The 16,905-nt window shown below is 72.1% G+C and carries 18 protein-coding genes; 13 read left to right on the forward strand and 5 right to left on the reverse strand.

Translation table 11 applies throughout. The annotated features are described in order from the left end of the window. Window positions 1-117 precede the first annotated feature (117 nt). From ACQCO7_RS21630 to ACQCO7_RS21685, 12 genes are all read left to right on the forward strand, one after another. Window positions 118-1,098, forward strand: coding sequence for an LLM class flavin-dependent oxidoreductase (locus ACQCO7_RS21630; protein WP_464073391.1), 981 nt, complete (start codon window positions 118-120; stop codon window positions 1,096-1,098). Beyond that, window positions 1,091-2,194 (forward strand): daptide biosynthesis RiPP recognition protein, encoded by a 1,104-nt coding sequence (gene mpaB / locus ACQCO7_RS21635; protein ID WP_464073392.1) that lies wholly within the window; start codon window positions 1,091-1,093, stop codon window positions 2,192-2,194. Before ACQCO7_RS21630 ends, mpaB begins: the two co-directional genes overlap by 8 nt. Continuing rightward, window positions 2,191-2,997, forward strand: coding sequence for a daptide-type RiPP biosynthesis methyltransferase (gene mpaM / locus ACQCO7_RS21640; RefSeq protein ID WP_464073393.1), 807 nt, complete (start codon window positions 2,191-2,193; stop codon window positions 2,995-2,997). The genes mpaB and mpaM overlap by 4 nt, the downstream gene beginning before the upstream one ends. Further along, entirely contained in the window at window positions 2,997-4,247 is a 1,251-nt protein-coding gene (mpaD, locus tag ACQCO7_RS21645) for a daptide-type RiPP biosynthesis aminotransferase (RefSeq protein WP_464073394.1), read from the forward strand. The genes mpaM and mpaD overlap by 1 nt, the downstream gene beginning before the upstream one ends. Then, a complete protein-coding gene (gene mpaC, locus ACQCO7_RS21650; protein ID WP_464073395.1) occupies window positions 4,248-5,465 on the forward strand; it encodes a daptide-type RiPP biosynthesis dehydogenase in 1,218 nt (405 codons plus the stop codon). A gap of 44 nt (window positions 5,466-5,509) precedes the next feature. Next, window positions 5,510-5,701, forward strand: a complete 192-nt coding sequence (locus ACQCO7_RS21655) for a hypothetical protein (protein ID WP_010360164.1) — start codon at window positions 5,510-5,512, stop codon at window positions 5,699-5,701. Window positions 5,702-5,794: 93 nt separating this feature from the next. Beyond that, window positions 5,795-5,971, forward strand: coding sequence for a daptide-type RiPP (locus ACQCO7_RS21660; protein WP_158002849.1), 177 nt, complete (start codon window positions 5,795-5,797; stop codon window positions 5,969-5,971). A 106-nt stretch (window positions 5,972-6,077) separates the two neighbouring features. Continuing rightward, the gene (locus ACQCO7_RS21665; protein WP_464073396.1) at window positions 6,078-6,806 is read left to right on the forward strand and encodes an ABC transporter ATP-binding protein; all 729 of its coding nucleotides are present in this window, start codon (window positions 6,078-6,080) and stop codon (window positions 6,804-6,806) included. Next, window positions 6,799-7,530, forward strand: coding sequence for an ABC transporter permease (locus ACQCO7_RS21670; protein WP_464073397.1), 732 nt, complete (start codon window positions 6,799-6,801; stop codon window positions 7,528-7,530). The genes ACQCO7_RS21665 and ACQCO7_RS21670 overlap by 8 nt, the downstream gene beginning before the upstream one ends. Continuing rightward, window positions 7,527-9,299 (forward strand): daptide biosynthesis intramembrane metalloprotease, encoded by a 1,773-nt coding sequence (gene mpaP / locus ACQCO7_RS21675; protein WP_464073398.1) that lies wholly within the window; start codon window positions 7,527-7,529, stop codon window positions 9,297-9,299. Before ACQCO7_RS21670 ends, mpaP begins: the two co-directional genes overlap by 4 nt. A 54-nt stretch (window positions 9,300-9,353) precedes the next feature. After that, window positions 9,354-12,128 (forward strand): class III lanthionine synthetase LanKC, encoded by a 2,775-nt coding sequence (gene lanKC, locus ACQCO7_RS21680; protein WP_464073399.1) that lies wholly within the window; start codon window positions 9,354-9,356, stop codon window positions 12,126-12,128. Continuing rightward, window positions 12,125-13,192, forward strand: a complete 1,068-nt coding sequence (locus tag ACQCO7_RS21685; protein WP_464073400.1) for a glycosyltransferase family 2 protein — start codon at window positions 12,125-12,127, stop codon at window positions 13,190-13,192. The genes lanKC and ACQCO7_RS21685 overlap by 4 nt, the downstream gene beginning before the upstream one ends. Here ACQCO7_RS21685 and ACQCO7_RS21690 read toward each other — a convergent pair. The 3 genes from ACQCO7_RS21690 to ACQCO7_RS21700 form a co-directional block, all read right to left on the reverse strand. Beyond that, complete coding sequence (locus ACQCO7_RS21690) at window positions 13,163-13,957, reverse strand: hypothetical protein (protein WP_464073401.1); 795 nt, start codon at window positions 13,955-13,957, stop codon at window positions 13,163-13,165. The two genes, ACQCO7_RS21685 and ACQCO7_RS21690, sit on opposite strands and share 30 nt — an antisense overlap. A 56-nt stretch (window positions 13,958-14,013) precedes the next feature. Then, on the reverse strand, window positions 14,014-14,598 hold the full coding sequence (locus tag ACQCO7_RS21695) for a GOLPH3/VPS74 family protein (RefSeq protein WP_464073402.1): 585 nt from the start codon (window positions 14,596-14,598) through the stop codon (window positions 14,014-14,016). A gap of 74 nt (window positions 14,599-14,672) precedes the next feature. Then, window positions 14,673-14,834 (reverse strand): hypothetical protein, encoded by a 162-nt coding sequence (locus ACQCO7_RS21700; RefSeq protein ID WP_464073403.1) that lies wholly within the window; start codon window positions 14,832-14,834, stop codon window positions 14,673-14,675. Window positions 14,835-15,170: 336 nt separating this feature from the next. On the opposite strand from ACQCO7_RS21700, the gene ACQCO7_RS21705 reads away from it, so the two are divergent. Further along, window positions 15,171-15,668: a hypothetical protein gene (locus tag ACQCO7_RS21705; RefSeq protein ID WP_464073404.1), complete on the forward strand. Its 498-nt coding sequence runs from the start codon at window positions 15,171-15,173 to the stop codon at window positions 15,666-15,668. A 6-nt stretch (window positions 15,669-15,674) separates the two neighbouring features. Here the strand turns inward: ACQCO7_RS21705 and ACQCO7_RS21710 are convergent, their stop codons facing one another. Both ACQCO7_RS21710 and ACQCO7_RS21715 read right to left on the reverse strand, forming a co-directional pair. Continuing rightward, window positions 15,675-16,223, reverse strand: a complete 549-nt coding sequence (locus tag ACQCO7_RS21710) for a Uma2 family endonuclease (RefSeq protein WP_464077260.1) — start codon at window positions 16,221-16,223, stop codon at window positions 15,675-15,677. A gap of 89 nt (window positions 16,224-16,312) precedes the next feature. Then, window positions 16,313-16,855 (reverse strand): NUDIX hydrolase, encoded by a 543-nt coding sequence (locus ACQCO7_RS21715; RefSeq protein ID WP_464073405.1) that lies wholly within the window; start codon window positions 16,853-16,855, stop codon window positions 16,313-16,315. Window positions 16,856-16,905 lie beyond the last annotated feature (50 nt).

Genomic DNA, 16,905 nt, shown 5'->3' on the forward strand with positions numbered 1-16,905 from the left:
AGGGATTCCTGCACCAAGTTGCAGCGAAAGCCATTGCGTGGCCACAGATCGCTCTGGAAATATTCACGACGTCAGCAGCCGACGTCAGAGCCAGAAGTCGCCGTCCGGGGGGAAAGAATGGACTACTCGATATTGGTGCCATTTCTGCCGCGCCGGACGGAACAGGTTCTTCCTTTCGCGGCGCTGGTGGAATGGACCGGAGCCGCCAGGCTCTGGCAGGGGCAGAGTCTCCTGATGGAGCCTTTCCAGAGTTTCTCCGCGGTCGCCGGTGCCGGATTCCGGGTGCCGACGGGGCTCGGGGTCACCCTGATGCCGCTGCGGCACCCCTTCGAGGCCGCGCACAAGGTCAAGACCCTGGCGATGGCGACCGGCGAGGAGGTCGTGGCCGGCTTCGGGCCGGGCGCGAAGACGCTCCAGCAGAGCCTGCTCGGCGCCCCGTACCGCAGCCAGCTCGGGGCGGTACGCGAGTACATGACGGTCGTCCGGGGGCTGCTCAGCGGCGAACCGGTCGACTTCGACGGCGAGTACTACACCTGCCACGCGGGGATGGGACCGGCGATGTCCGCGCCCGTACGCCTCGGGCTCGGCGTGCTGCGGCCCGGCATGGCCCGCCTCGCGGGCGAGGTCGCGGACGTGGCGATCACCTGGCTCACGCCCGCCGCCTACCTCGACGGCGTCGTCCGCCCCGCGCTGCGGGAGGGGGCGAGCCAGGCCGGCCGGGCCGCGCCGAAGATCGCGGCGATGGTGCCGGTGGCGCTGGAACGGCCCGACCGGGACGTCTCCGAATTCGTGCTGGCGAGTAATTCCGCGCATATGCAGGCGCCGCACTACATCGACATGCTCGGGAAAGCGGGGATCGACTTCGCCGAACGCGATCCGAAATCCGCCGGGCGGATCATGGCGGATTCCGGGGCGTTCGTCCACGGGAATCTCGATCAGATCGTGAAGCAGTTGGACGAATATCGGGATGCCGGGGTCGATGAAATCGTGCTGAACCTGACGGGTGTGTGCCGGCTTTACGGGGCCAGTGCCGCAATGGACGACGTGAAGAAGATTCTGGCCGCGGTCGGCGCGGATCGGAGGGACTCCGGTGAATGAGGAACTGATCGCCCGGGTGGGACACCATCTGCGGTCCTGGGTCACCGGGCGCCCGCTGGGTGGCGACGCCGCCACCGTCGTACTGGAAGACGCGGCCGGTCTGGACACGCTGCTCGGCTCCGACGTCGTCGGACCGGGGACGCTCGTCCTCGCCCCCGAGGCGCGGCACCACGACGGCGCCACGATCGTCGGGTACGAGGGCTCGCTGAGCGGCTCGGAGGGGGACGCGTCGGTCGACGACGTGCTGTTCCTCCAGATCCAGGACTACGGGGTCAGCCCGTACATGTCGCTGCTCGGGACGACGCTGGTGCGGATGTCCGGCGCCACGGACTTCGAGCTGTTCCTCGCGGATGCCGACGCGGCGCGGGCGGAGGGGCGGTTCGCCTCCTTCGCGGTCAGCCCCGCCGTGCAGCTCGCCGACCTTTCCGCGCTCGGTGCGCGGGTTCCCGGCGACGGGCCGGGGACCAGGCTGTACGTGGGCGGGGACGGAGGCGTGTCCGTCTCGCCGCAGGGGTCGCGGCTGGGGACCGTCGGTGACTCTGCGGCCGACCTCCGCGCGGAGTGGGAGCGGCTCAACGCGGCGAGCGAGGTGCCGGGTGCGGTTCCGCTCGGTGCGGCTGTGCCGGAGTCGCTGCGGGGGCCTGCGGTGCATGAACGCCCTTGGCTCGCCCGCTACTTGGTGACGCTCGATGTCCTGCGCGATCTCCAGACGCGCGGCATCACGGAGCCCAGGGTCTCGGGGTTCGGGCACCGGCTCGTGCCTGAACTCGCGGAGTTCCAGGGGGCGTTGGGCGATCCCGAGGCGCCGATCCTGTGCTGGACGCCGGAGCAGGCGTACGTCAGGGTCCCCGGCCTCGACCGGACCTTCCAACTCGGGCGCCGGGCTGCGGAGATCACGGAGCTGTTGCTGGTGCTCGGCGCCGCCGGTGCCGTGGCGCATCACTCGAATCGGGCCGAGGTCGAGCGGGTGCTCGCGTTCTTCGCCGACAAGGGAGTCGTCGTCGGCAAGGAAGTCGTCGTGGGCAAGGAAGCCCCCTCGCCCGAACTCGGCAAGGAAGTCCCCTCGCCCGAACCCGTGTTGGAGGCGACCCCATGACGACGCCCCAACTCACCGCCGTCCCCGGCCTCGCCGGAGAGATCCTCGCCGGTTACGGCGACCGGGCCCGCGTACACGACCTCTACGACGAAGCCGGCGCCCCCGTCTACCACGACCTCGCCGCCGCCGACACCACCGAGATCCGGGAGTTGACGCGGTCCGTCCGCGCCGTCCCCGGCAAGGTGCTCGAACTCGCCGCCGGTTCAGGCCGGTTGACGCTCCCCCTGCTCGCGCTGGGCCGTGAGGTCACCGCCCTGGAGCTGAAGGAGAGCATGGTGGCCCTCCTCAAGGAGCGGCTCGCCGAGGCCCCGGCGGGCATCGGGGCACGCTGCACCGTGGTCCAAGGAGACATGTCCGCCTTCGAGTTGGGCGCCCGTTTCGCCGTGGTCGTCCTCGGCACCACGTCCATCTCGCTGCTCGACGCCGACGGCAGGGCCGGGCTCTACGCGGCCGTACGCACCCACCTCGAACCCGGCGGCAGGTTCCTGCTCTCGACCGTCGATGTGGCCGACGACGGCGGGGACCTGGACCTGGAAGCCTCGGGTGCCAGTGGCCGGCGGTACCGGATGATCGAGCACTGGCGTGCTGGTCAGGAGGTCCGCAAGGTGACCATTCTGGCCCCGGAGCGGGAGACGCCGGAGGCCGGACCGGTACCGGTGTTCACCACCGCGATCCGGGTTCTGCCGCCCGATGACCTCACGAGGGAGCTGGCGGCAGCGGGTCTGCGCGTCGTCGCGCGGCACCCCCTGCCCGCCGCGTCCGCCCGCCACACCGGCGTACTCCTGGAAGCGGAGGCCGCGTGATGCTGTGGCCCTCCCTGCTCGAACCCCGTCTGCACGGCGCGGACGAGCTGTGCGCCGTGTCGGCGGACGGCGTCCGAGTCCGCTTCCTGGACGGCCGTGAACTGCTCGACGGCTCCAGCGGCCTGTGGAACGTGAACCTCGGTTACGGCAACGAGGCCATCACCGACGCCTGCGCGGACGCCCTGCGCGACGCCTCCTACCTGTCGGTGTTCCGCTACGAGAACGTCTACGCCAGGCGTGCGGCGCGGGCGCTGGTCGAGGCGGCGGGCGCGGACCACTACGGCCGGGTCGTCTTCTCGACGTCCGGAGGCGCCGCGAACGACCTGGTGATGAAGCTGGCCCGGCACTACCACGCCCTGCGCGGGGAGGGTGCGCGCAAGCTCGTCGTGGGCCTGCGGGACAGCTATCACGGCCTGACGTTCGGCGGGTTCGCGCTCACCGGCGAGAACCTCGGGCAGGCCGTGTACGGGGTCGACCAGCGGCTCGTACGTCATGTCGCCCCGAACTCCATTGACGAGATGACCCAGTTGGCGGCCCAGCAGGGCGGCCGGATCGCGGCGGTCGTCGTGGAGCCGGTGCTCGGCAGCGGGGCGGTGCCGCTCACCCCGGAGTACGTGGCGGCGCTGCTCGAACTCCGGGACCGGTACGGCTTCCTCCTGGTCGCCGACGAGGTCGCCACGGGCTTCGGCCGCACCGGGGACTTCTTCGCCTCCCAGCGCTGGCCCGCTCCACCGGATCTGCTGATCACCTCGAAGGGCCTGACCAACGGTACGCAGGCGGCGGCGGCCGTCCTGCTGCCCAGCGCGCTCGCCGAACCCTTCGACACGGCCGGCGACATCCTCGTCCACGCCGAGACACAGGCCGGAACGCCGGTCACCTGCGCGGCGATCCTGGCCACGGTCGAGGAGATGCGGCGGCTCGACGCGGTCGCCTCCGCGCGGCGGCTGTCGGCGGTGCTGGACGAGAGGCTCGCGGAGCTGGTCGCCGCCGAGCCGCTGGTCGCGGCGACGACGGGCCTCGGCTGCTTCCGGTCCATCCGGCTGCTGACGCCCGGTGGGGAGCCGTTGCCGCAGCGGGAGGTGCCGGAGGTCGTCGCCGCGATCCGTGCGGCGGGCGCGATCGTGCACCCCAGCGTCAACGGGGTGCAGATCCTCCCGGCGCTCGTCTACACCGACGACGAGGTCACCGAACTCCTCGACTGCGTACGGGCCGGGGTGGCCGCGCACGCCCGCCAGACCGAGGTGGTCTGAGTGGACGCCGTGTGGAACCTCAGCCCCCGCCGCCCCACCCAAGTGGTGCACGGCATCGGCGGATTGGCCAAGTGGCTGACCCACCAGAAGGGCCGCACCCTGACCCTCCTCGCGGACCCCGCCGTCGCCGACTCGGAGACGGTCGACCGGATCGCCGCCTGCGCGCAGTGGGCGGACCGGACGGTGGAGCGGTACGTCCCCGACGGTCCCGGCACGCTGGAGAGCGTGACGGAGCTGGCGGAACGCCTCCGCGCGAGCGAACTCGTCGTGGCCGTCGGCGGCGGCACCCTGCTCGACCAGGCCAAGCTGGCGGCGCTGATGAGCGCGGCCCCCGTCGTACGGGACCGGCTGGCGGCGCGCGGCCGGAGCGGTCTTGTGCTGCTCCCCGCCGAGGCCGAACCCGCCGTACCCGTCGTCACCGTGCCGACCACCGTCGGCACCGGCAGCGAACTCAGCGGCGGTGCCTGTCTCGCCGGGCCGCAGGGCAAGCGGCTGGTGCTCGGGGGCGGGCTCCAGCCGGACGTGGCGGTGCTCGACCCGGTCGCCACCCGGACGCTGCCCGTGGAGCTGCTCGCCGAGGGCGTCTTCGAGGTGTTCTTCCGGGTCGCCGGGATGTACGTCGGGGACCCGCAGGACCTGCCCACGGAGGACGCGTTCACGCTGACGCTGCTGCGGCGGATGACCGAGCTGGGCGCCGAGCTGGCGTCGGTCCGGCGGGCCGGGGCGGCACCCGGTGACGCGCTGCGGCTGGAGATCGCCAAGCTCAGCGGCGTGAGCCACGGACCGTGGTTCAACGCCGGCCGCGACCCCTCCGCCTGCAAGGGCTGGTACCTCGCCAACGAGCTGTCCACCGGGCTCGGCCTGCGCAAGATGACGGCCGCCGCCGCCGTACTGCCACCCCTGTGGCGCCGCATCGCGGAGGGCGACGTCCACTGGGGCTCGGCGCCCCGGCTGCGCCGCCTCTGGCAGGCCGTCACCTCGGCCCACCGCCCGGCACTGCCCGAGGACCCGGTCGAGGGGATCGAGGCACTGCTCGACACCTGGCTGATCGGACGCGCCGTCGAGGCGGACGAGGAGCGTACGGAGCTGATCGCCCGGTCCACGCTGCGCGCGTGGGGCGACGGGCTGCCCACGCTGGGCGCGCTCACGCTCACGGACGTACGGCGGGTGATGGACGGAGCCGTCCGTCAGCCGCACACCACAGACTTCCGCCGGTAAAAGCCTGCGGACGACCCGAAACACCAAAGGGAGGGGGAAACACCATGCAGACCGTGAACACCACGTCCGCGCCCCTGGAGCTGGCTCTCCAGGAGCTGGACCAGCAGCTCGACATGCGGGAGATGGAGGCGCTCGACGCCCCGGACTTCAGCTGGAGCGCGGCGCTCAGCGCCATCGGCGGCCTGAGCGCGGGGGGCGTCATCTCGTACGTCTCCATCGTCACGCTCGCCACCTGAGCCGGCTGAAGTGGCTGAGCCACTGAGCCATCGAGCCGCTCAGCCACTGATCCACGCCGCCCGTCACCGAGACCCCCGAAGGAGGTGAAAGAAATGAAGGAGAACACGAACCCCGCTCTGGAACTGGCCATGCAGGAGCTGTCCATGGAGGAGCTGGAGGGCATGGAGGCCCCCGACTGGTGGGACAGCTTCCTCGCCAGCGCCGCCATCTCGGCCGGCGTCAGCGCCGCCTACAGCACCATCGCCGTCACCTCGGTCATCGCGACCTGAGTCCGAACGGACACCGCCCTGCTCCGGAGGCCGGCCATTGGCCTCCGGAGCAGGGCCGCTCCGAACGAATATACGTGCGGCCCCGAGCCGCAGGGGAGGACATGGCGTGACCGACGCCATCGACATCACAGGACTCACGAAGCGTTACGGCGACCGCACCGCCGTCGAGGACGTGTCCTTCACCGTCCGTTCGGGCCGGGTGGTGGGCCTCCTCGGACGCAACGGGGCCGGCAAGACCACGACCCTGCGGATGCTGCTGGGGCTCGCGCGCCCCACGGAAGGCACCGCCACGATCTTCGGCCACCCGTACGCCCGACTGCCGCGCGCAGCGCACCGCGTGGGCGTCAGCATCGACGGCATCGGCCCCTCCGCCGCCGCCTCGGGCCGGGCCGACCTGCGGATCTGGGCCCAGGCCATCGGCCTGCCCCGGACCCGCGTCGACGACGTCCTCGAACAGGTCGGGCTCGCCTCCGACGCCCACCGCAAGGTCCGCGACTACTCGCAGGGCATGCGGCAGCGGCACGCGCTGGCCACCGCGCTCCTCGCGGACCCCGAGCTGCTCATCCTCGACGAACCCGCCAACGGCCTCGACCCCGACGGCATCCGCTGGCTGCGCGAACTCCTGCGCTCCCTCGCGGCCGAGGGGCGCACGGTGCTGGTCTCCAGCCACATCCTCGCGGAGGTCGAGCAGATGGCCGACGACATCGTCATCCTCCAGCGGACGCTGCGTTACAGCGGCAGCATCGCCGAGCTGACGCGCGACGGTGAACTCAGCCTGGAGAGCCGCTTCTTCGACCTCGCCGGTTCCGCTGTGAAGGAGGACGTCCGTGCGTGACCTGATCGGCGCCGAGTGGCGCAAGATCTGGACCGGGCGCGCCTGGTGGGGAGTTGCCGCGTTCATCGTCCTCATGTGTGTGATGGCGGACGCCGGGTTCGTCCAGCAGGACGACGCGAAGAGCGGCGCCAACGGGGACATCACCTCCACCCTCGTACAGGGCTGGTTCATGGTCGAACTCGCCGCCGCCGTGGTCGCGATGCTCGCGGTGACGCGGGAGTTCGGGAACGGCGCGATCAGCCGGTCCGTGCTGCTGGGCGGGGGGCGGGCGCGGCTGCTGACGGCCAAGCTGGTCGCCGTCGTCGGCTGCGGCGCGGTGTTCGCGCTGGCCGCCGGGGCGCTGGCCGCCGTCAGCCCGTGGCTGTTCCTCGCCGGGCGCGACCGGGGGCCCGAGTGGACGGCGACCACGACGTGGACGCTGCTCGGGGTGATGCTGACGATCGTGGTGGGCGCGGTGTGGGGGGCGCTGCTCGGGCTGCTGATACGGCAGCAGGTGGCCGCGATCCTCGTCCTGTTGGTGAGTACGTGGCTGGTCGGGGAGGGGCTGCTGAGGGTCGTCCCGGCGGTCGGCAGGCTGACCATCGACGAGGCCATGGCGTCCGTGTACCGGGGCGGCAACGAGAACCTGCTGCCGATTCCGTGGGCGCTGCTGGTGCTCGCGGTGTGGATCGGCGCGGGGACGTTCGCCGCCCGGACCCTGTTCCTGCGCCGGGATCTGCCGTGAGAACGACGCTGAAGCGGGGCGGCGAGGAGACTCCGGGGCGCGGCCGGGGCCAGGAGGAGACGCCCGACGGTGTTGCCGGAGGTCGCCGCCGGGGCTTCAAGTGGGCACCCGGCGACGGGAGTCGACTGAAGCGGGCCCAGGAGGAGAAACCCCCGGCCCCCCTCCCCGAGCGTCCTCGCCTGGCCCCCGACGTCCGCGTCCACGAGCCCGTCGAGGACGGCGCCCCCTGGCTCGTCCAGTCCGGCTCCCAGCGCTACCTGCGCGTCGCCGCCGGGATGGCGAGGCTCCTGACGCTCGCCGACGGCACCCGCGACGCCGGGGACCTGGCGAGGGAGCTGGGCTGGTCGGCCGAGCTGGTCGGCGAGGGGCTGCTACGCGCCCAGCGTGGGCGGCTCCTGGAGGACGCGTCGCAGAAGCCGCGCCGGGAGCGCCGGATCACCTTCGTCCCGCCGCTCACGATCCAGTTCACCGTGGTCCGCCCGGAACGCATGATGAACGTGTTCCGCCCGCTCACCGCCCGCCTGGCGCACCGGAGTTGGGGGATCGTCGCGGCGGTCCTCGCCGGGGCGGGGCTGCTGGCCCTCGTCGTACAGGCGCAGACGACGATCGCCGCGCTGTCCGAGCCGATCTCCTGGCCCGCGCTGCTCGCGCTGCTCGTCGTCACGTACTGCGGCACCATGCTGCACGAGCTGTCCCACGGCCTGGTCCTGAGCCACTACGGCGGCCGGCCCAGCCGGATGGGCTTCATGCTCTTCTACCTGACGCCCGCGTTCTTCTGCGACGTCTCCGACGGCTGGCGGCTGCCGAGGAACCGGCAGCGCGTCCGGGTCGCCCTCGCGGGGATCGCCACGCAGAGCCTCATCGCCGGGCTCGCGGGCGTCAGTTCGGTCGTCGTGGCGCTGGCCGGGGGCTCTCCCGCGCTCCGCGATTTCCTGCTCCTCCTCACCGTCACCAACTACGTCTCCGGCCTCTTCAACACCATCCCGTTCGTCAAGCTCGACGGCTACCTGGCGCTGATGAGCCACCTGGACATCTCCCACCTGCGGGACCGGTCCATCACGGACGCCCGCCGCCTCGTCGCCCGGCTGCTGTTCGGCGGGCGGTACGAGCGGGCGCTGCCCGGCGTCGAGTGGGCGCCGCTGTTCGGGCTGGCCTGCATGCTGTTCCCGCTGTACGTCGTCAGCATGGCGTTCAGCCTCTGGGGCTCGATCCTGGAGAGCGCGGGCATGGTGGGCGCCGTCCTCGTCTCGATCGCCCTCGGCTATCTGTCGCTGCGCGTGTACGCCGGTGTCCTCAAGCTGCTCGCGGAGGCGCGGACGGCGGGGTCGGCGACCTGGCGGCGCGTCACCGTCTCCCTCGCGGCGGCCGGGGTCGTCGCGGCGGCCCTGCTCGGGATCTCCGTGCCGTACACCGTCACCGGCGGATTCGTCGGCGAACAGGGGCGGACGGTCCTCGTGGCGACCGGGACGACCGACCGGGACGCGATCTCGCCCGGCGCCGAGGTGAAGTTGCTCAGCGGGGGCGTCGTCCTCCAGAAACAGCTGGGTACGGGGACGGTCGCGGCCGGCGGGTTCGTGGATCTGTCGGTGCCGTTCTCCGCGTTCGTGCCGGTGACCGGGCTCGATGCGCTGAAGGTGCCGGTCGACGGGGTCGTCCTCGACGGGGCGCGGCTCGCGCCCGGCACCACCGGGCAGGCCGTGGTCGACGCGGGGGAGCGGAGCCTCGGTGACTGGCTGTACCTGAAGTATGTGGCGCCGTTCTGGCGCTGAGCCGCTCTTTAGACCGACTGAACTCCCGTACTCCTGAAAGCGGTTGAACCTGACATGGACGCGTATCGGCGTGTGATGTTCCTGGCGCCGGGAACCCCCTTCTTCGACCGGACCGAGGCCGACACCTCCGACCCGGACGACGACTTCCTCGCGTCCGAGCCGCCCGCCGACTGGTCCTGCCACACCGGCACGGACTGGACGATGCTCACCCCGCACGGCTGTCAACTCCCCGCGCAGGGCTGGAAGGTGCACGTCTCGGCGACCTCCGAGAACGCGCGCACCGTCCTCGACCGGTCCTGGGAGTGGCTCGTCGGGCAGCGCATGGCGTTCAAGTTCATCCGCAGCAGGCAGGTGCTGTCGCGTCGCAACGGGAAGTACGGCGACCGGGGCGCCAGCGGCAAGTTCATCACCATCTACCCCGAGGACGAGGCCCGACTGGCCTCCGTCCTGGGCGAGTTGGGCGAACTCCTCGACGGGGAGCGCGGCCCGTACATCCTCAGCGACCTCCGCTGGCGGTCCGGCCCCCTCTACGTGCGGTACGGCGGGTTCGTCGCGCGCGTGATGAAGACGGCGAAGGGCGAGACAGTCCCCTGCATCGAGGACCCGGACGGCAACCTGGTCCCGGACGTACGCGGGCCCTCCTTCCGGCCGCCGGAGTGGGTGGCGATCCCCGAGTGCCTCGCACCGGCCCTGGAGGCGCGCAACGCGGGTACGCTGCACGACTTCCCCTACCGCGCCGAACGCGCCCTGCACTTCTCCAACGGCGGCGGGGTGTACCGGGGGACCGACACGCGTACGGGTGAGCCGGTCCTGCTGCGGGAGGCCCGCCCCCTCGCCGGGATCGACACGCACGGGGAGGACGCGGTCGCCCGCCTCCAGCGCGAGCGCGACTGCCTGGAGCGGCTCGCCGGGCTCCCCTGGGTCCCCCGCCTGATCGAGGCCCGGGTGGGCCACGAACACCACTTCCTGGTACGGGAGTTCGTCGAGGGCGAGACGCTCGCGATACGCACCACCCGCGACAACCCGGCGTCCCCGGCGGCGGACCCGTCCCGGACGGCGGAGTACACGCGCTGGGCGGTCGACGCGCTGGACCAGATCGACGAGGGCGTCCGCGCGATGCACGCCCGGGGCGTCGTCTTCGGCGACCTCCACCCCGGCAACATCCTGGTCCGCCCGGACGACTCGATCGCGTTCATCGACCTGGAAACGGCGACGACGGACCTGACGTCCCGCCAGATCCACGCGGCACCGGGTTTCGCGGCACCGCCCACCCACCGGGGCACGGCGATCGACCGCTACGCGCTGGGCTGCTTGCGGATAGCCCTGTTCACCCCGCTGACCAGCCTGCTGGCATGGGGCCCGGAGAAGCTGGACCACCTGATCGAACTGATCGAGTCGAGGTACCCGGTACCGGGGGACTTCGGCGCGAAGACACGCGCGGACCTGGACGTGGCTCCGGAGGGGGACGACGGGGAGGTGCGCGCGGGCCTCGGCGCTGACGCGCATGACCGGGCACCCGGCGAGCGACTCACGGCCTTGACCGGCGCCGGCACCCAGCACCTGGCGTCCACTGAGCGGTCCACGGCTGCGGTCGGCTCCGGCGTCCCCACAGCTCCGGCGGGTGCCGGTGTCCAGGGCCCGGCGCCTGCCGGACGGTCCAAGGCCCTGGTCGGTCACGGCGTCTCCGCGACGGCGGTCGGCCCCGGCGTCCCCACGGCCTCGGCCGGTGCCGGTGCCCAGAACCCGGCGTCCGCCGAGCGGCCCATGCCCCCGGTCCGCCCCCTCACGCCCTCGGTCGACGCCGGCGCGCTCGCCCCAGCGGTCGACACCCCCTCCCCCACCGCCATAGCCCAAGGCATCCTCGCCACCGCCACCCCCACCCGCCAAGACCGCCTCTACCCCGGCGACACCGCCCAGTTCCTCCTCCCCGAGGGCGGCACCTGTCTCGCCTACGGTGCCGCCGGGGTGCTGTGGGCCCTCGCCGAGGCCGGCGTCGAGGTTCCCGCCGCGCACGTCGACTGGCTGGCGGAGGCCGCGCGGCGGGCCGTACATCCGGCGCCCGGGCTCTACACCGGCACCTCCGGTGTCGCCTGTGTCCTGCACCGCTTCGGGCGTACCGACGATGCCGCCGCCCTTCTGAAGGACGTGGGGGAACCCGTCGACGACACCCTTCTCGACGGCCGTGCCGGACTCGCCCTCGCCCAGCTCTACTTCGCGCGCGCCACCGGCGACGACGCCGCCCTCAAACAGGCCACCCTCCTCGCGGAGCGCCTGGTGGAGAGCGCGGCGGGCCGTCCGCCCCGGCGTGGTGAGGCCGGGCTGTTGCGCGGCCGGGCCGGTACCGCGCTGCTTCTGCTGCGCCTGCACGCCCACACCCCCGACACCGCCCTCCTCGACGCCGCCCACGACCTCCTGGACGCCGACCTGCGCGCCCTCGGCTGGACCGACGACGGCTGGACGCCCGGCTCCGCCGGCACCCGGCCCACGTTCGCGGCGGGCAGTGGCGGCACGGCCATGGTCCTCAAGCAGTATCTCGACCAACGCCCCGATGCACAGTACGAGTTGGCCTGCGACACCGTCCTGCGGTCGGCCCTCGACTGCGTACCCCACACCGTCGGCCTCTTCCACGGCTTCGCGGGCGTCCTGCTGACCGCCACCCGGCTGGGCGGCACCACGCAGGCGCGCCACCTCCGCCTGTACGAGGTCCCCCACGAGGGCGCCCCCGCGTTCCTCGGCCTGGAGAACGTCCGCCTGACGACGGACCTGGCGACCGGCGCGGCAGGCGTCCTGCTGGCCAGCGGCGCCTCAACTCCCCTGGCGTTCCTGTGACTCCGCTCGTGTCGGTGATCTGCCCGACGTACAACAGGTCGCGGAAGATCACCGAAACCATCGACTCGGTCCGCGCCCAGACCGTCCAGGACTGGGAGTTGCTCGTCGTCTCGGACGGCTCCGACGACGACACGGACGACCGCGTACGGGACTCGGCGCGCCAGGACCCCCGCGTACGACTCCACCGCCTCGACCGCACCGGCCACCCCAGCGCCCCCCGCAACGCCGGACTGGCTCTGGCCCGGGGCGAGTTCATCGCCTACCTCGACCACGACGACCTCTGGCGCCCCGACCACCTCACGGTCCTGCTCCAACTGCTGCGCACCGGCGCGGACTTCGCGGTGACGGGCTGCACGTACCACGACGCGACCGGCGAGGAAGCCGCCGAGTTCGCCCCGCTGTCCGCCTTCTGGCACCCCCAACTCCAGCTCCTGGGCCCGATGTTCGAGCCGTCGAGGGCGGGTCACCGGCGGGGTGTCGTGGAGGGTGTCGGCGGCTGGCGCGGCGGCGCGGGCCTGGAGGACTGGGACCTGTGGCTGCGGATCGCCGACGCGGGCCACAGCTTTCGTACCGCCGTGGAACCGACGGCGGCCCTGCTGATGGACGGCGGCACCCGCAGGAACCGTATGGCGCGCCCGCACCGCCTGCCCCTGGCGGTCGTGGACGACGCGCGCAGGGCGCACGAGCTGCTGGGCGAACTCCGCTCCGGCCGGTACGACGAGGCGTTCCGCGCGGCCGTGTTCGCGGACACGCGGGACTGGTACCGGCGGATGGACGCGTCCGGCGAACTGGTGAAACCCGCCGACTGGAGCGGGGATCTGGACGAGGAGATCCGCCGCGTGGTCTCGGGCGAGGTACGCCTCTTCGACGAACTCGTCCTGGTCCCGGAGCGGGGCGGTTACGCCATCGCCCGCAACCTCCTCTGCTCCCGGGCCGAACACGCCCGCCGAGCGGCCAGACTGGTGCCCTCGGTCCAGCCGCGTGTGCTGCGGCTGGTGAGGGACCTGGCCGAGGGCGAGCCCGGCGGGCGTACCTCAGATGAGGCCCAACTCCTTCGCCCGTAGCGCCGCCTGGAACCGCGTCGCCGCCTGGAGGTGCTTCAGCAGCTCCGCGACCCGCCCCCGGTACGTACGGACGGAGATGCCGAGTTCGCGCGCGCCGACCTCGTCCTTGTCGGCGTGCGCCATGGCCTGGAGCACCTTCAGATGCGTGCCGTCCAGCAGGACGGGGTCGAGCAGCGTCGCCGCGTCCACCGCCTTCGACCAGCACAGGTCGAAGAACGACAGGAGGACGCCGGCCAGCGCCCCCTGCTCGACGAGCGCGCCGTCCGGCGCGGTGTCCTGTTCCGCCTGGACGAGGGCGGTCTCCCGGTCGGCGATCAGCACACGCTGGAACTCGCCGTCCAGCAGCCGCACTTGCGCACCGTGCCGGATCAGCTCGGCGAAGAGCGCGGACGCGGCCTCGTCCTTCAGGGCCCGCCGCTGCGCCAGGACCTTCACGCTCACCCCGCGCCGCAGGCAGGCCACACCGACACGGCGCGCGGCGAGGATCGCCTCCGGCGTCAGGGTCCGGTCGGGCTGCATCGTCAGGACTTCGCGCCGGGCCCGGTCCGTGAGGTCCATGGCCCAGTCGCACACGCTCCGGTCGTCCTTCTGCAACTCCCCGGCGGGATGCCGCAGAAGAGACTGCCGGATCAGCGAGTAGCCGAACGACAGGATCTCCCGCTGCTCCGCGTGGAGCTTTCTGAGCCGCTCGTCCAGCAGCCGTCCGACGCTTTCGATGTCCTCGCCGGTCTCCGGCAGGAGCGGCGATTGTACGGAGACACTCATGACTGTTTCCCCCGTGGTCGAGTCGAGTGGTGGTGCGGGTGGTTACCGCTGGTCGGTCAGAGGGCGGCCGTGGCGATGACCGCCGTGAGCGCGCCGATCGTGGTCCGGATCGCGTCGCCCAGTTCGGCCGCCTGCGCCTGGCCCTCGGTGAGCGCGGTCAGCCGCTCGTCGAAGCCCTGCGGGAGGACGGCCGTGAGCCCCGAGTGGCGCAGGACGGCGAGCAGGACGGCCGTACGCTCGTCCGGCTCCTGCCCCTCCGCGAGGACGGCGGTCAACCGCCCGCGCAGCGCGACGAGTTCCGACGGGTCGGTGACCGGGTGCTTCACCGAGCCGAACGCGCCGAGGACGCGCCGGCCCTGCTGCTCGACGATCCCCTTCTCCAGGAGCCCCTGGTACGCCGCGTCGAGCGCGGGCTCGCGTACGGCCAGCAGCCATTCCCGGGGCGTCTCGTCGGGGTGGGCGCGCTTGTGCTCGTCCATGAGGCCGGCCGCCGCGCTCCCCGCCCCGGGCAGTTCCAGCTCCAGCAGGGCCGCCGCCGAGACCGCGAGGGACACCCGGAGCGGGGCCTCCCGCAGTTCGCCGGTCTTCTCGTCGAGCGCGAGCAGCACGATCTGCTCGCCGATGGTCAGATTCGTGGTCATTGAATCCCCCGGTATTTCACATAGAGGTATACGAACGGAGTCGGAGGGAGGTCCCGGCGGCAGAGATACGCGGTTCACCGGCCCTCCGAGACGCCTTGCGCCCCGGTGGACGCACAGGAGGGGGCCGGGCCGAGGCCGTCGGGCAGTGCCCGGACGCTCGCCGCCGTGTCGGCGACCGGTGCGGCGAAAGCCTGCGGGGTCGCCAGGGCGAGCGGGACGGCGGGCAGCGTGCCCACCACCGTCCTTCTTATTGAGCTGTGCACTTCAATCCCCCTTGCCTGTGACGCCAAGAACAGGATCGCTGCGGCGTCGTCGAGCGGGGTTGGTCGTCCCCGGCGGTGGAGGTGTACCCCTCCACCAGCCACCCCGGCCCGCCCGCAGGCCCGTGTGTGGGGCCGTCTGTGGGCACTCGAAGGGGTGCTCTTCGGCCAGGTTACGTGCGCGACTCGGCCACGATCAACGAGATGCCGGGTGAAAACATCGTCAAGCGCCGTGTTACACGGTGTTGGCATGACCGAAACGAAGACCGAAGAACGGAACCGAAGTTGGAAGCCTCGTCCCCGCAGGGAACCATGATCGGCCTCTTCTGGATCGAGGAGACCCGGCTCTGCCTGGGCGCGCCGCCCGCCGAGGGGATCACCGGGGTGTTCCTCTTCCCCACGGAACTCTCGATCACGGGCCAGGACCCCCGCGTCCTGCCCTGGACGGACATCACGGACGTCCAGGTCCAGGACATCCCCGTCCGCTCCACCCCCGCCCGCTGGGCGATCCGCGCGGCGACGGTCGCGGCGGCGGCACTGGACGTCTGGTCACCGGGAGACCCACCCGCCCTGACGGTCGTGATCCACACCGGCGACCACCGCATCGAGGCATCGGTCCCCTCCGCCGCGGCCACGGCGTACACCCAACGCGAGGTCGACCTCTCCCTCGCCCTGCTCTCCCACTTCGTACGCGGCACGGCCTCCCCCGCGACGCTGACCGCGTGGTGGACGCAGACCCGCCCCACGGAAACCCTCCACTCCCGCGACCGCGAAACGATCCTGGAGGGGTGGGTGGAGCCGCTGCTGTGACGTACGTCAGGGCAGGAGGCTCGTGAGGTCGAGGTCCAGGGGGAAGGGGGCGGCGGTCTTGAGGCGGTCTCGGTAGATGCCGGTGGCGACGTACGCGCTGGTCAGGGTGTCGAGTTCGTACGTGTGCACAGTCGGCGCCCCTCCCTCGTCCTCGACCCGCCAGAAGTGGGGGATCCCGGCCTGGGCGTACTTGATGGGCTTGAGGGAACGGTCCCGGGCCGCCGACTCCGCGGACACGACCTCGACGACCAGGACGACGTCCTCGGGGGCGAACCAGGTGAGATCGGGATCGTACGCGGCGGTGGTGACCAGGACGTCGGGCTCGAAACGGCTCCTCCTGTCGAGCCGCACCGTCATCTCCCCCGCGACCTGGAACCCACTCGGAACCGACCGCCCCAGCTCATGCGCCAGATGGTCCACGAGCCGGGAGTGCCAGGACCGTTGGGGCCACAGCCTGAAGAGCAGAGCGCCGTCGACGAGTTCGGTGTGGCGCGGGGCCTGGGGAAGATGGTCGAGATCGTCCGCTTCCCAGCCGCCTGCCCTGGGCGGCGTCATCCACTCGGGAAGTCCTTCGAGCACGGGGCCCTCCAGGCGCGCCGGGTCGTACGGCGGCCAGCGTAGTGGAGCCCGCCCCTGTGGCCGCCTCAGCGGAGGGCCTCCCGAACGTGCCGTCGGAGCGTCGCGTCGGTGAGGTCGGTCAAGGGGCGCCAGGCGGAGCCGCTCACTTCCTCCGCCTGCAAGGTGACGCCACGGTCTCCGGCCAGCCGGAACAGGTACCGGAAGTCGAAATGCTGGTGCGCGGGTTCGTTCTTGGCGGGGTTGGCCGGGATGGCGTGGAGATCGATATGGACCGGCAGCGGCAGGAGCGGGGCGACACCGGCGGAGATGCCGGTCTCCTCGGCGAGTTCGCGCAGGGCGGCGTCCAGGAGGGTGCCGTCCTCGGGCTCCAGGTGACCGCCCGGGGTGAGCCAGATACCGAGGGCGTTGTGGTGGACGAGCAGGACTTCCGCGTCGTCGTCGACGAGTACGGCCCCGGCGGTGACGTGCCCCCGGAACTCCTTGCGGCCGGCCAACTCGGCGTCGGTACCGAGGAGTTCCACGACCGGCGCGAGGGACTCCTTCTCACCGGGGCGGGCGTCGACGTACGCGGCGAGGGTCTCGCGGATGTGGTCGCGGGTGATGGCCATGGGCTGCTCCTTGAAGGAAGGGGCTTCATGCCTACCGGATTCCGGGGCTC

Source organism: Streptomyces saintjeani (genome assembly GCF_055409605.1).

Excerpts from the sequence above, each read along its gene's own strand:
- ACQCO7_RS21660 (WP_158002849.1), top strand. The coding sequence starts at position 5,795 with ATGAAGGAGAACACGAACCCCGCTCTGGAACTGGCCATGCAGGAGCTG.
- mpaM (WP_464073393.1), top strand. The coding sequence starts at position 2,191 with ATGACGACGCCCCAACTCACCGCCGTCCCCGGCCTCGCCGGAGAGATC.
- ACQCO7_RS21710 (WP_464077260.1), bottom strand. The coding sequence starts at position 16,223 with ATGACGCCGCCCAGGGCAGGCGGCTGGGAAGCGGACGATCTCGACCAT.
- ACQCO7_RS21630 (WP_464073391.1), top strand. The coding sequence starts at position 118 with ATGGACTACTCGATATTGGTGCCATTTCTGCCGCGCCGGACGGAACAG.
- ACQCO7_RS21715 (WP_464073405.1), bottom strand. The coding sequence starts at position 16,855 with ATGGCCATCACCCGCGACCACATCCGCGAGACCCTCGCCGCGTACGTC.
- ACQCO7_RS21695 (WP_464073402.1), bottom strand. The coding sequence starts at position 14,598 with ATGACCACGAATCTGACCATCGGCGAGCAGATCGTGCTGCTCGCGCTC.
- ACQCO7_RS21655 (WP_010360164.1), top strand. The coding sequence starts at position 5,510 with ATGCAGACCGTGAACACCACGTCCGCGCCCCTGGAGCTGGCTCTCCAG.
- mpaD (WP_464073394.1), top strand. The coding sequence starts at position 2,997 with ATGCTGTGGCCCTCCCTGCTCGAACCCCGTCTGCACGGCGCGGACGAG.
- lanKC (WP_464073399.1), top strand. The coding sequence starts at position 9,354 with ATGGACGCGTATCGGCGTGTGATGTTCCTGGCGCCGGGAACCCCCTTC.
- ACQCO7_RS21705 (WP_464073404.1), top strand. The coding sequence starts at position 15,171 with ATGATCGGCCTCTTCTGGATCGAGGAGACCCGGCTCTGCCTGGGCGCG.
- ACQCO7_RS21690 (WP_464073401.1), bottom strand. The coding sequence starts at position 13,957 with ATGAGTGTCTCCGTACAATCGCCGCTCCTGCCGGAGACCGGCGAGGAC.